Genomic DNA, 12734 nt, shown 5'->3' on the forward strand with positions numbered 1-12734 from the left:
ACCAGAGCGCCTTGGGCGCGTGATACGAAGCTGGCTCATGGATGCCGCCGTCCTCAAGAAGGTTGCGCTGTTCGAGGGTTTGACCCAGGGACAGCTCGCCAAGGTCGCGCAGATTGGCCACTTTCGGGCCTACCCGGCGGGCGCCTTTCTCTTCCGTGAGGGGGAGACCGGCCAGGAGATGTTCGTAATCGCCGAGGGCAAGGTTCGCATCTCCAAGTCCGTGCCCGGCATTGGCGAGGAGGCGCTCGCCATCCTGGAGCCCGGCCAGTATTTCGGTGAGATGGCGGTTATCGAAGACTCGCCCCGCTCGGCGGATGCCATCGCCCACGTGAGCTGCTCCGTCTGGGTCATCGCGCGTTCCCAGTTGGATTAGCTCATGTTCACCGACAAGGACCTGGCGTACGTGCTGCTCTGGACCTTCGTGCGGACCCTGAGCGAACGGCTCCGCGAGACGAACGAGAAGATCAAGGGCTTCTTCGCCCTCTCCCGCTTCTGACGCCTCTCAGCTCCTGAGAGACGAAGTGGAGCAGGACTGTCCGTCCGCCATCCGAGCCCGATTCTACGTGTCGGGACGGGTAGGCACGTCACTCCCCAGGTAGCACAAGCAGGCACACGAGTTGCTTTGTCCCCGCCTCGTGGAGGGCGGCGGGATGGAGCAGACGGCGGGAGCGGCGTGGGCGGACGGTGGGTCCGCGAGCGATGGGTCGGTGAGGGCGAGGGGTGAGGAAAGCGCGGAGGAGTCGCGAGAGCGCCTCTTTCGGCTGGGGGCGGCGGCACTCACCGACCCGGAGTTGCTGTGCGTGGTGTGGAACCCCGGGCCGCGGGCGCCCGGAGCCAGGGCGCTGGCGCGGACGCTGGTGACGCACGGCGGAGGGCTCAAGGCGCTGGCGCAGGAAGAGCCCCTCGCCTTGAGCCAGCGGCCGGGCGTGGGGCCGGTCCGGGCCGCGCAGGTGTTGGCGGCGCTGGAGCTGGGGCGCCGCTCGCAGCATGCCCGGGAGCGTCGGCCCAAGCTGCGCACGCCCCGGGAGATTGCCGGGTACCTGGCGCCGGTGCTGGGAGCGCTGCGGCGCGAGGTGTTCCACGTCCTGTGCTTCAACGCGCGCAACGTGCTGCTGCACGACGTGCGCGTGGCGGAGGGCACCATGAATGCGTGTCCGGTGGACCCGCGTGAGGTGTTCGCGGCGGCGCTCACGGCGCGCGCCACGGCCATCGTCCTGGCGCACAACCACCCTTCCGGAGACCCGGAGCCCAGCATCCAGGACGTGGCGCTGACGCGGCACCTCGTGGCGGGCGCTCGGCTGCTCAACATCAAGGTGCTGGACCACGTGGTGACGGGGGACGGCGGTTACGTGTCCATGCTGGAGCGGGGACTGCTGCCGGACGAGACACAGGAGACGGGGCGCGCATGGAGCGCGAATGGAGGCGGCGAATGATGGTGAGCATGGTGGGGCTGTGGGGCGCGGTGCAGGTGGAGCTGCTCGAGGACACGCGGGCACAAGTGGTGCGGCTGGAGACCGGACAGGCGTGCACCGTGGAGCGCGCGGTGCTCCCTCCGGAGGCGCGCGAAGGTGACGTGGTGGTGGATGGCCGGTTGGAGCCAGGGCAAACGGAGGCGCGGCGGCGGGACGTGGCGCGGATTCGGACGCGGCTGACTGTTCCGGTTCCACCGAACCTCGAGCTGTGACTGGAGGCCGCGCGGCGGCCTCGTTTCCGTTGACGGCTGGACCAGGATGATGAACATGCGCGCGATGCCGGTGGACCTGCCCTACCTCGAGGAAGCACAGCAGGGGCTGGAGCGCCACTTCGCCCTGACCCGGTTCCGGCCGGGGCAGGACCAGGTCATCTCCTCGGTCCTCAGCGGGCGGAACACGCTGGTGGTGATGCCCACCGGCGCGGGCAAGAGCCTGTGCTACCAGTTGCCCGCCACGCTGCTGCCGGGCCTGACGCTGGTGGTGTCGCCGCTGATTGCACTGATGAAGGACCAGGTGGAGCAGCTCGCCGCGCGAGGCATCCCGGCCACCTTCATCAACTCATCGCTGTCCGACCTGGAGCGCGCGGACCGGATGCGCAGGCTGCGCGCGCGTGAGTACAAGCTGCTCTACGTCGCACCGGAGCGCTTTCGCAGCCTCAGCTTCCTGGAGACGGTGTCCGCCCTGGGCGTGGACCTGCTCGCCGTGGACGAGGCGCACTGCATCTCCCAGTGGGGTCACGACTTCCGGCCGGACTACGCGCTGCTCGGACAGGTGCGCAAGCGGCTGCGGCCACCGCGCACGGTGGCGCTCACCGCCACGGCCACGCCGGAGGTTCGCGCGGACATCGTGCGCGTCCTGTTGATGAAGGACCCGCAGGAGTTCGCCATGGGCTTCGACCGCCCCAACCTCTTCCTGGGCAAGCAGGAGGTGGGCGGAGACGCGGACCGGCACGAGGCCTGCGCGCGGCTCGCGGGCATTGGCGGCAGCGGCATCGTCTACTGCTCCACGCGCCGGGCGGCCGAAGGCGTCTTCTCCGAGCTGCACGGCCGGGGCGTGAAGGCGGTGCTGTACCACGCGGGCATGGACGACGATGCGCGCCGCCGCGCCCAGGACACCTTCATGTCCGCGAAGGAAGCGGTGGCGGTGGCCACCAACGCCTTCGGCATGGGCATCGACAAGCCGGACATCCGCTTCGTCGCCCACGCCAACATCCCCCGGGCCGTGGAGGCGTACTACCAGGAGATTGGCCGCGCGGGCCGTGACGGACAGGCCGCGCGCGCGGTGCTCCTCTTCAACCACTCGGACGTCTTCACGCAGGAGCGGCTCATCCAGGGCAGCCACCCGTCCGAGGCCGTATTCGGTGACGTGTGGAACGTCCTCCAATCGGTAGAGGAGTTCGACCGGGGCGTGCACGTGCTCGCGGGCAGCGTGAACGCGAGCGAGTTCGAGGTCTCCGCCGCGCTCCGCGTGCTGGAGCGCGAGGGCAAGGTGGAGCGCGGGAGCCGCGGCGAGGGCGAGCACGGCATCACGCTGCTGGACAAGGCCACCTCCGCGCAGCCGCACTCGCCCGACGCGCAGCGGCTGCTCAAGTCCCTGCTCGAAACGTTCCCCGTGGGCCGGCAGGTGACGACGGAGCTGACCATCCTCGCGCGCCGCATCGGCCTGTCCGTGGACGAGGTCCGCCACGCGCTCGGGCTCCTGGAGAAGGCCCACGTCGCCAAGGTGCGGCGGCCCTTCGCCGGACGCTCCATCCGCGCGCTGGAGCGGGTGCCCTTCCGCGAGTTGGCGCTCGACCTGAGCCGCTTGCGGGAGCAGGAGCGGCTGAACCTGGCCCTCCTGCGGCGGATGACGGAGTACGCGTACACGGACCGGGACAAGAAGTGCCGGCGCGGCTCGCTGCTTCGCTACTTCGGCCAGCGGGATGTGGACGCGGCCTGTGGCAACTGCGACGTGTGTACGCCGGAGAAGATGCCCACGCTGCTGTCCCACGGGCCGTCCGCCTCACGCTCGCGGGGCGCCTCCTCGGCGGCGGCGCCGGTGGTGACGAACTACAGCGAGCTGGCCTCCACGGAGCTGCGGCGATGGCGCAAGGAGCTGTCGAAGGACCTGGGCGTCGCCCCCTTCATCATCTTCAACGACGCCACGCTGCTGGGCCTGTCCGCCGCGCTGCCCGTGGACCGGGAGGGCTTCCTCGCGGTGAAGGGCACCGGGGAGAGCCGCTGGGAGCGCTTTGGCCCCAAGGTGGTGGAAATCTGCCTCATGGCGCGCGCGGCGGGCCATGAGCCCCAGGCCGTCCCCGAGGCCGCGGCCCGCGCGCGCAAACCCACCGTCCGGCGACGGAGCTGAGCGCGGCCCCCCCGGGTCAGGGCCCGCGTCCACCCTGGCGATAGGCACGCCGCGCCAGCAGGGTCCGCACGCCGCCCATGAGCGTGCCCACCACCATGGCGAGCAGGAAGATGACCACCATGGTGGTGATGCCGAAAACGACGCGCACGCCGGCCTCGGAGATGCGGCCGGAGAAGTAGGCCGCGCGCAGCGGCGCCATGGCGCCCGTCAGCTCCAGCGCCCTCGCGGGGAGCGAGTCCAGCGACAGCGACAGCCGCTGGAGGAAGGGAAAGGGGAAGTAGCGCAGGGCAATCTCCACCCCGAGCCCCAGAAACAGGTAGATGAGCGACAGCAGGAACGCGTTCCCCCACATGATGCGCAGCAGGGGGGAGTCGGTCCGAGAGGAGGAATGCCGCACGCTACCTCGCCGCCTTCTTCTTGAGGCTGGGCAGGGCCTTCTTCACGCGCGCCGCCTCATTCGAGCCACCCGCGAGCTTCAGGAACGCCTCGTACGACGCCACGGCCTGCGGCAGCTCTCCGGGCTCGCGCACCAGCAGGTCCGCAAGCGCCAGCCGCGCCATGCCGTCCGCGGGCTCGAGCTCCACGGCCTTCAACAGCGCGGCCTTGGCCACGGGCTCCTGCTTCTGCTTGAGCGCCACCATGCCCAGGGCGAGCTGCGCCCGCCCGTCGAAGGGCGCCAGGCGCACGGCTTCGTCCGCGGCGGTGCGGGCATCCTTCACGGCCCCCGCCCCCAGCAGCGCCCGCGCCATGGTGGTCCGCGCGAAGGCTTTGTCCCAGACGGAGGGCGCCCGCGCGGCCAGGTCCTCGAGGGTCCTCGCCGCGCCACGGCCGCCACCGGGGAGCTGCGCGTACAGCTCACCCACGCGGCCGCAGGTGGCGTCCGGGCCCTCGCGTCGGGCCGCGGCGAAGGCCGCTTCCGCGTTGTTGCTGTTGCCCTGGCGCATGAAGGCCAGCGCGATTTCACAGAAGGTGTCCGCGTCCTTCGGGTCCAACTTGTTGGCGCGCTCCAGCGCGGAGAAGCCGCCCCGCGCGTCGCCCGCGGCGAACAGGATGGCCGCGCGCAGCTTGTGCGCCTCGGCGTCATCCGTCGTCAGTTTCACCGAGCGGGCCACCGCGGCCTCCGCGTCCTTGCGGCGGCCCGAGTGGTAGAGCGCCAGCGCGAAGCCCTTGTGCGCCGCCGCGCTGCCGGGGTTCTCCAACTGCCACGCCTCGAACTGCTTGAGCGCCTCCGGCGTCTGTCCCAGCGACAGCAGCGTCCGCCCCAGCGCATCCCGGGCCTCGCCGTGCGCGCCGTTGCGCTCCACCGCTTGCGTCAGCGGCTTGAGGGCCATGTCCGGCAGGCCGCGCGCCAGCATCAGGCGCCCCAGCGAACACGCGCCCTCGTAGTCACGCGGGTCCTTCTGGGCCTCCTCGAACTGCTGCTGCGCCTTGTCGTAGGCCCGCTCGCGCCAGTAGAGCTGGCCCAGCGCCAGCCGCATGTCGTTGCGCGGGCGCTTCGCCGCCAGCAGGGCCTTCTCCAGCAGCTCCCGCGCCTGGGTGCCGTTGCCTTCGGCGGCGTCCGCCAGGGCCAGCCAGGAGACGGCCTCGGGGGGATAACGGTCATTCACCCGGGTCCGCGCCAGCTCCGCGCGAGCCCGCTTCCAGTCCCCGAGCCGCGCGTAGGCGGCGCCGCGCACCAGGGCCACCTTGCGCCCCCCGTCCGCGTCCAGCCGGGTGAGCACCTCGCGCTCGCGGTCGCGGTCCAGCAGCGTGCGGCCCAACCCCTCGCGGGCCTCGTCGCTCTTCGGCCGCAGCTTGAGCGCGGCCTCATAGGCGGACTGGGCCGCGTCCAGCGTTCCGGCCGCGCGGCTGGCGGCACCGAGCGCCAGTTGGAACTCGAAAGCCAGCGGCCCCTGCGTGCCCTTCGCGAGCAGCGCCCGGGCCTCGGCATGCTTGCCCTGCGCGGACAGCAACTCGCCGTGCACCAACTGCTGACGCGCCTTGAGCCGAGGCGCCAGCTTCGGGTCCTCGGCGAGCGGCGCCACGTCCGCCAGCGCGGCGTCCAGGTCCTGGTACAGCGCGAGCCGGGCCTCCGCCTGACCGATGCGGGCGAAGGGGTGCTCGGGGGACTTCTTGCGCGCGCGCTCGTACATCTCGATGGCCTGAGGAAAGTCCTCGGAAGCCTTGTAGTAATCCCCCAGGGCCACCAGCGCGCGGACGTTGGAGGAAGACGCCCGCAGCGCGCGGTCGAAACGTTCGAGCGCCTGCTTCTCGTCCTTCGCCTCCAGCAGCAGGCTCCCGGCGAGCGCATGCACCTCCGTGCTGTCCTGCTCCGAGCCCAGCAGCGCGCTGCGCGCCAACGTGCGTCCGCGCTCGTCCGCAACCAACACGTTGGTGACGAGCACCAGCCCCGGCGCACCGTCCTTCACCCCCGGCCGCTCCAAGGCTTCCAGCGCCTGACGCCGGTCCTCCGAGGCCTCGCCATGGTCCGCGAACCGGAGCGCGTGCGCCCACGCCGTCAGCGACCAGACGCGGGGGCTGCTTTCATCCATCTCCTGGGCCTTGAGCAACTGCGCCAGGGCACCGTCCAGCGACGCGCCCGTGTCCTGGAGGATGAGGTCCTCGGCCCGGGCCAGCGTCTCGTTCAGCGTCTGCCCGCCCTGGTTCGCGCGGATGTTGATGAAGCTGACGACGACGATGGCCAGCACCACCACGCCCACGACGGCGCCGACGACCTTCACGCCGTGCCGGGCGATGAACGACGTCTTCGCGGCCTCGCGCGCCAGCTTGGCCCGGAGCTCCTTCTCGTACTCGGCCGTGAGGGTTTCCGTGTCCGGCTTGCGAGCCTTCGACTTCGCATTCGCCGCTCCTGAAGCAGGAGCCGCATCCGGGATGTCCTCGAGCAGGGAGCGCTTGCCGACCGACGAGGTCCGCCCCGCGGGAGTCACGGCCGCGCGGGGCGTCGACGCCATGGGCTCGGGCGGCGGGAGGTCCCCGAGCAGCCCGCCCATGCCACCAGACGCCGCGGCATCAGCGGCGATGGCCTCCGCCACGGAAGCGGGTTCGTCATGTGCCGCGGACCGAGACGCCTCCGCGTCCGACGCCGAGGAGGAATCCCGCGCGGAGAGCGCATCATCCGAACCCGCGGCCTGCGCGGCGTCGGCGTCCTGCCCCGCCTCGCCATCCCGCGCGGCGGGATCCTGCCCGTCGGAGTTCTCGTCCGCGGGCGCACCGTCGGAAGGCGCATCCGGGGCCGCGTGCCGCGCGTCTTGCTGGGGCGCGTCCTCGTCGTCACCCAGGCCGAGGTCGAGGCTCGGAACCTCCGAGCCCAACGCGGTCTGCGACACCGGCACTCGCCGGTCCAGCAGCCCCAGCGCCGCGCCTGCATCACGGGCCGGCACCTCTCCAGAACGGGAGGCACCGTCTGAGGCACCCGCCCCCGCCTGCGCCGACTCGGCGCTCCGCGAGGACGTCTTGCCTGAAGAATCCGTCCCGGCGCCACCCGAGGACGCGTTGCCCGAAGGCTCCGCCCCAGCGCCACGCGAGGACGCGTTGCCCGAAGGCTCCGCCCCGGCGCCACGCGAGGACGCCGTGCCTGAAGGCTCCGCCCCGGCGCGCCCCTCGGAAGCATCCCCCGAGGAAGCATCATCGCCCCCATCGGCGGAACCCGCGCCGTCCGGGCTCTCCTCACCCCGCCCCGCCGACTTCACCTTCGCGGCGTCGCCCAGCGCAGCGGCCCGCCGACGCGCGGCGGCCATGGGCGCCACGGTGGACGCGGGCGCCTCCGGTGGCTCGGCCTTCGGCTCATCGCCAGGCGAGTCCTCTTCGGCCGCGGGCTTCTCCAGCCCCATCAGGTCCGCGAACACGGGGGCGGGCCCACCCGCCAGCGCCTGTTGCGCCTGATCCAACCAGTTCTTCACGCGCCCATCGTTGGGCTGCAGCGCCACCGCCTTGCGGAGGATGGGCAGCGCGGACCGGTACAGGCCGCGCTGGAGCAGCACCTCGCCAATCAGGTTGTAGGCGTAGGGGTTGTCCTTCTCGATGGAGATGGCCTGGTCGAACTGCTCCATCGCCTCGGCGGGACGGCCTTGTTGGATGAGGCCCTTGCCCCACAACACGCGGCCGACGATGGACGCGGGGTGGTGGGAGATGCCTTGTCCGCAGACCTCGATGGCGCGCGCGGCGTCCCCCTTTTCTAGCAGGGCCTTGGCGAGTTCGACGAATACGGAAGAAGTGGGGTCCTGCCGGAGGAGCTGCTCGTAACGCTCCACCATCGACTTGGCCATTGCGCTCGCGACTCCGGTGCTCGGGCGGGGAGCCGGACCATAGCACCCCTCTCTCGTCCAGGGCTGCTGCAGGGTGCTACCCTGAGGGCGTGAATCGCCTGCCTGCCCTGCTCCTCGCGCTCGTCCTCGGAGCGTGCGCAACCACGGTCAAGAAATCCAACCTGGAAGCACTGAAGCCCACCGTCGAGCGCTTCCATCAGGCCGTCCGCTGGAAGGACTTCCAGAGCGCCGCTCGCATCATCGTCCCGGAGCGTCGCAAGGACTTCCAGAAGGCCCGCCTGAAGCTCAACGACGACAAGGACCTGTCCGTCACCGACTACGAAATCGAGGACGTGAAGCTGTCGGACGACGGGCTGCGCGCCACGGTGCAGAGCCGCATCCAGTGGATGCGCCTGCCCTCGGCGTCCGAGCGCACCGCCATCGTCACCTCGGAGTTCATCTACCGGAACGGGACGTGGCTCCTGGAGAGCCAGGATGACGGGCCATTCGAGGGCGAGCTGCCAGCGCCCTGAGGCACACCGTCTTCCCAAAAAGAAACCGCCCACCGTCTCGGGGCCGGCCGAGGCGGTGGGCGTCGAGTGCTCCCCAATGGAGCGCCCTACAAGAATCCGCCCTCCGTCTCGGGGCCGGCCGAGACGGGGGGCGTCGGGAGCTCCCCAATGGAGCGCCCTACAAGAGTCCGCCCTCCGTCTCGGGGCCGGCCGAGACGGGGGGCGTCGGGAGCTCCCCAATGGAGCGCCCTACAGTTTGACGGAGCGACACCGTTTGCCGGGCCCGTGTCGCCGCGCCGTGATGGGCAGCACCTAGAGCAATGGGAGTGCCAAGCTCCCCGCCCCCGCGAAGCACCGGCGAAGCGTTGGAGATTCAAGGACTTGTACGGCGGCGGGCTCGACGCGCCCCTGTCCCAGGGGGCGGAGCCGTGACACCCATGTCAGTGGCCCCCAGGCAGGACGTCGCGCCTGGGGTGACATGGATGTCAGGGGCCTTGGACTTCTGGGGGCGCTAGTCGCCCTGAACGGAACGGATGGTGTCGCGCATGGAGTGGCGCGGCTTCCAGGCGACGTCCTTCACCCAGCGGTTGCCGTCCACCGCACACAGGAACTGGATGTGGTCCAGCTCCGGCGGCGGGAAGTTGGCCAGCCGGTACTTGAAGAGCATGCCCAACAGCGGGCGCGCCACCGGGTGCGGCACGGGGATGGGCGAGTTCCCCAGCTCCCGCATCACCGAGGACAGGGGCACCTCGCCCGGGCCCACGACGTTGTAGACGCCCTTGGGCTCGGGGCGGAGCGCCTCCACCATGGCGCGCGCCACGTCTTCCACGTGGATGAGCTGCACCATCGGGTCGAAGCCCGCCATCATCCAGGGCCGGCGCATGCGCAGGTAGTTGGACGGCGCGTTCTTGATGGTGGGCCCGACGATGTGGACGGGCCGGAGGATGACGGTCTCGATGTGGGGGTGCTTCCAGAAGAAGCTGTGCGCCAGCATGTCCACTTCGATGAGGTCGCGCACGCCCGAGAAGCGGCTGGCGGCCATCAACGGCGCGTCTTCCGTGAGGAAGTTGGAGTTGTCCGGGCTGGGGCCGTAGACGTTGGCCGACGAGAGGACGACGACCTTCTTCACGCCGTACTTCGCGCAGTACTCCAAGAGGCGCGTGGTGCCCACGACGTTGAAGGAGTGGTGCTCCTCCTCGCTCATCCGCGGGTCATGCATGATGCCCATGTGGATGACGGCGCGGATTTCGTTCTTCCGGAACACGTCCTCCGCCTTCTTCTTGCGGAGGTCCAGCTCGTACATCTCGACGTCCTTCGGCTTCCCCATGAAGGGGCGCCGGTCGATGCCGATGATGCGCTCGTGCTTGTGCAGCAGCTTCGCGAGGGTGCGGCCGAGGTTGCCGCTGATGCCCGTGACGACGACGGCCGGTCTCATGGTGCCTCCCCTCTTAGCACCGCCGGACGCGCCGCTCACCAGAACACGCCCCGGCGCTCCTTGAGGCCCTGGTGGAGCATGGACTGGATGGACGCCTTCACCGTGCGGACCTTCTTGTCCAGCTCGCTGTCCTCGTCGTCCGGACGTCCGGAGAAGCGCAGCGGCTCGCCGAAGTAGATGCGGTACTTGGTGGGCAGGGGGATGGGCAGGCCCGTGGGGGTGATGGGGAAGGACGGGAAGCCCAGGAGCTTCGCCACCGGCTTGAGGTCCATCAGCGCGGGCGCCTGCTCCTCGGCGCCCACGACGGCCACGGGGACGATGGGAGTGTTCGTCTCCAGCGCCAGACGCATGAAGCCCAGGCCGAACTCCTGGAGCTGGTAGCGCTGGGGCCACAGCTTGTTGATGCCGCGGGCACCCTCCGGGAAGACGAGGATGGCCTCCTCCGACTCCAGGAGCCGCCGGCAGTTCTCCGGCGTGCCGACAATCTGCCCCACGCGAGCCATGAAGGTGGACACGTACGGGAGCGACGGCACCCACTTCTCCACCATGCTGCGGATGGCGCGGGGCGGGCTGGCCTCCAGCATCATCGACACGCCAATCATGGCGCCGTCCATGGGGAGCTGGCCGGAGTGGTTGGACACCAGCAGCACCCGACCGGCGGGCACGTTCTCGATGCCGTACGCCTCCACGCGGAAGTAGTTCCGGTAGAGCCACAGGAGCGGAGCCACCGCGGACAGGCTGTAGTCCAGGTCGAAGCCGAACGGGTCCACCCCGTACTCGTTCCCCGGGCGCGCCAGGGCCTGGAGCCGCTGCTTCTGCTCGTCATTGGCGAGCCGGTCCGTCCACTCGCGCAGGCCCTTCTTCACTCGGTCGGTGACGTTCTCCAGCATGGGGGCTCTTTACACCACCGGCCCCGTCGCCGGGAGTGGCCCGCCACCCAGGACATCGCGACAGGCCCCCGCGGACACCCCGGCGCCGCGCGGAAGTACGCTGTCGGACAAGAGCCCCGGGTGGGGCGCCCTACACCGTGGCGGACAGGCGCCCGGCGGCGTCGCGGAGCGTGACGACCTCGCGATCCGCCTTCAGCCAGCCGAACACCTCGCGCAGGCGCGCCATCTTCTGGGAGGCGCTGACGCGCAGGTCCCGCTGCTGCCGGACCAGCTCCGGGGGAATCCCATCCGAGGCGTCCAGCACGTCGACGCCGTGGAGTTCGAAGTTGAAGAGGGTGTCCCGGCGGCACGTGCGCCAGAGCTGGCGCAGGGAGGCGCGGGGCAGCGTGGTGGCGAAGGTGCCGATGAGCGGGAAGCGCAGGGCGGGCGTCACCGTCATGGGCAGCTCCAGCACGGTGCCCTCGCCCCGACGGTAGGGCTGCGCCGGGTCCGGCCGGTACGGCGCCCGGGGCGCCAGCAGCACGCGGGGCGTGTCCAGCACGGAGCGGGACGGACGGCCCAGCACCGACAGCGCTCCCATCACCGCCGCCTTGGCCGCGTAGTACGGCGCGGCGGGAAACGCCGACGAGCCGTAGCGGTAGCCCAGCGCCGCCGTGGCCGCGTACAGGTCCGCGTTCAACGTGTAGCCCGGGGCCCGGAACCCCACGGGACGCGCACCGGTGGCGGCGAGGATGGCCGCGTCCGCGCGCGACAGGTCCTGGAGGATGGCCTCCGCCCCCCGCCGCGTCAGGGCGTAGTCGTGGGCATGGCTGTGGCTGGCCACCTCGATGCCCGCTTTGTGGGAGGCGCGCATGCCCACCGCGGCGGCGGGGTCGGATTCCAGGTCCTCGCCAATGACGAAGAAGGTCCCCGGCGCGCCCAGCCCGTCCAGCAGCTCGCGGAAGCGGGGCACCGCCACCGCGTGCACCAGCGAACGGGCGCGGTCGTCGAGCATCGACTCCGGCAGCCCGTGAATCCGGCAGTAGTGAGGCAGCGAGTCGAGGTCGACGGAGATGGACGCCAGCCGCACGGTGCGCCCCTCCCCGCTCAGGTCCCGCGCACGCGGATGACGTAGAACAACTTGCCCACGTTCTTGAGCACGTTGGGCACGCGCTTGAACAGGTGGATGGACGGCTGACGCTTCTCGTGGAGCTGGATGGGAATCTCCATCACGCGGAGCCCCTCGCGCCACGCGCGGATGACGAACTCGCTGGCGAACACGTCCATGTCCACCACGCACTTCTGGATGACGGGCAGCAGCGCCTCGCGGCGGAACGCCTTCAGGCCGTGCGTGTCGGTGCCCTGGAAGCCCAGCGCCACCTTCAGCAGCTTGTTGTGCACCCGCGTAGCGGCCCGGCGAATCAGCGGGCGCTGATCACTGGCGCCCTTGGCCGCCTTGGAGCCCACCACCATGTCCGCCTCGCCCCGCTCCAGCCGCGGCAGCGCCGCGTCGTAGAAGGTCAGGTCGCACAGGTCGATTTCATCGCAGATGACGTAGGTGCCTCGGGCCTTGAGGATGCCGGCCTTGAGCGCCACCCCGTAGTTGGGCGTCTCCGAATGGAACCAGCGCAGGCGCGGATTCTTCGCGCACAGGTCCTCGAGGATGGTGGTCGTCGCGTCGCGCGAGCCGTTCTCCGCGAAGATGATTTCGTAGTCGAGCCCGCGTGCATCCAGCCCCTGGCGCAACTCCTCCGCCGCCGAGGCGATGATGGACTCCTCGTTGTAGACAGGAATGACGACGGTGAGGTGCGGGGCCATGAACTCGAATCGGGATGGCTAACACGCCCCAAGCCACC

The 12734-nt window shown here is 70.6% G+C and carries 11 protein-coding genes; 5 read left to right on the forward strand and 6 right to left on the reverse strand.

What is annotated here, in order from left to right; translation table 11 throughout:
* Nucleotides 1-37 precede the first annotated feature (37 nt).
* The 4 genes from A176_RS24350 (at nucleotide 38) to A176_RS24365 (ending at nucleotide 3818) form a co-directional block, all read left to right on the forward strand.
* On the forward strand, nucleotides 38-373 hold the full coding sequence (locus A176_RS24350; protein WP_002637296.1) for a cyclic nucleotide-binding domain-containing protein: 336 nt from the start codon (nucleotides 38-40) through the stop codon (nucleotides 371-373).
* A gap of 277 nt (nucleotides 374-650) precedes the next feature.
* Complete coding sequence (gene radC / locus A176_RS24355) at nucleotides 651-1433, forward strand: RadC family protein (RefSeq protein WP_002637294.1); 783 nt, start codon at nucleotides 651-653, stop codon at nucleotides 1431-1433.
* Nucleotides 1433-1684 (forward strand): hypothetical protein, encoded by a 252-nt coding sequence (locus tag A176_RS24360; RefSeq protein ID WP_044890967.1) that lies wholly within the window; start codon nucleotides 1433-1435, stop codon nucleotides 1682-1684. The genes radC and A176_RS24360 overlap by 1 nt, the downstream gene beginning before the upstream one ends.
* A gap of 46 nt (nucleotides 1685-1730) precedes the next feature.
* Nucleotides 1731-3818, forward strand: a complete 2088-nt coding sequence (locus A176_RS24365; RefSeq protein ID WP_002637292.1) for a RecQ family ATP-dependent DNA helicase — start codon at nucleotides 1731-1733, stop codon at nucleotides 3816-3818.
* A 16-nt stretch (nucleotides 3819-3834) separates the two neighbouring features.
* On the opposite strand, the gene A176_RS24370 is transcribed toward A176_RS24365, so the two are convergent.
* Nucleotides 3835-4215 carry a hypothetical protein gene (locus A176_RS24370; protein ID WP_044890949.1) on the reverse strand — a complete coding sequence of 127 codons (381 nt, stop codon included), beginning with the start codon at nucleotides 4213-4215 and terminating at the stop codon, nucleotides 3835-3837.
* Nucleotide 4216: 1 nt separating this feature from the next.
* A complete protein-coding gene (locus A176_RS24375; protein WP_002637290.1) occupies nucleotides 4217-8083 on the reverse strand; it encodes a tetratricopeptide repeat protein in 3867 nt (1288 codons plus the stop codon).
* Nucleotides 8084-8172: 89 nt separating this feature from the next.
* Here A176_RS24375 and A176_RS39365 point away from each other — a divergent pair, with 89 nt between their 5' ends.
* Nucleotides 8173-8595 carry a hypothetical protein gene (locus A176_RS39365; RefSeq protein ID WP_002637289.1) on the forward strand — a complete coding sequence of 141 codons (423 nt, stop codon included), beginning with the start codon at nucleotides 8173-8175 and terminating at the stop codon, nucleotides 8593-8595.
* A 490-nt stretch (nucleotides 8596-9085) separates the two neighbouring features.
* Here the strand turns inward: A176_RS39365 and A176_RS24385 are convergent, their stop codons facing one another.
* From A176_RS24385 to A176_RS24400, 4 genes are all read right to left on the reverse strand, one after another.
* Nucleotides 9086-10009, reverse strand: coding sequence for an SDR family oxidoreductase (locus A176_RS24385; RefSeq protein WP_002637288.1), 924 nt, complete (start codon nucleotides 10007-10009; stop codon nucleotides 9086-9088).
* Nucleotides 10010-10044: 35 nt separating this feature from the next.
* Complete coding sequence (locus A176_RS24390) at nucleotides 10045-10899, reverse strand: lysophospholipid acyltransferase family protein (protein ID WP_002637287.1); 855 nt, start codon at nucleotides 10897-10899, stop codon at nucleotides 10045-10047.
* Nucleotides 10900-11029: 130 nt separating this feature from the next.
* On the reverse strand, nucleotides 11030-11968 hold the full coding sequence (locus A176_RS24395) for a polysaccharide deacetylase family protein (RefSeq protein WP_002637286.1): 939 nt from the start codon (nucleotides 11966-11968) through the stop codon (nucleotides 11030-11032).
* A gap of 17 nt (nucleotides 11969-11985) precedes the next feature.
* The gene (locus A176_RS24400; protein WP_002637285.1) at nucleotides 11986-12696 is read right to left on the reverse strand and encodes a glycosyltransferase family 2 protein; all 711 of its coding nucleotides are present in this window, start codon (nucleotides 12694-12696) and stop codon (nucleotides 11986-11988) included.
* Nucleotides 12697-12734: the final 38 nt, after the last annotated feature.

Origin of the sequence: Myxococcus hansupus (assembly GCF_000280925.3) — a bacterium.
Lineage (GTDB): Bacteria > Myxococcota > Myxococcia > Myxococcales > Myxococcaceae > Myxococcus > Myxococcus hansupus.

Excerpts from the sequence above, each read along its gene's own strand:
- A176_RS24350 (WP_002637296.1), top strand. The coding sequence starts at position 38 with ATGGATGCCGCCGTCCTCAAGAAGGTTGCGCTGTTCGAGGGTTTGACC.
- radC (WP_002637294.1), top strand. The coding sequence starts at position 651 with ATGGAGCAGACGGCGGGAGCGGCGTGGGCGGACGGTGGGTCCGCGAGC.
- A176_RS24360 (WP_044890967.1), top strand. The coding sequence starts at position 1,433 with ATGGTGAGCATGGTGGGGCTGTGGGGCGCGGTGCAGGTGGAGCTGCTC.
- A176_RS24365 (WP_002637292.1), top strand. The coding sequence starts at position 1,731 with ATGATGAACATGCGCGCGATGCCGGTGGACCTGCCCTACCTCGAGGAA.
- A176_RS24375 (WP_002637290.1), bottom strand. The coding sequence starts at position 8,083 with ATGGCCAAGTCGATGGTGGAGCGTTACGAGCAGCTCCTCCGGCAGGAC.
- A176_RS24385 (WP_002637288.1), bottom strand. The coding sequence starts at position 10,009 with ATGAGACCGGCCGTCGTCGTCACGGGCATCAGCGGCAACCTCGGCCGC.
- A176_RS24390 (WP_002637287.1), bottom strand. The coding sequence starts at position 10,899 with ATGCTGGAGAACGTCACCGACCGAGTGAAGAAGGGCCTGCGCGAGTGG.
- A176_RS24400 (WP_002637285.1), bottom strand. The coding sequence starts at position 12,696 with ATGGCCCCGCACCTCACCGTCGTCATTCCTGTCTACAACGAGGAGTCC.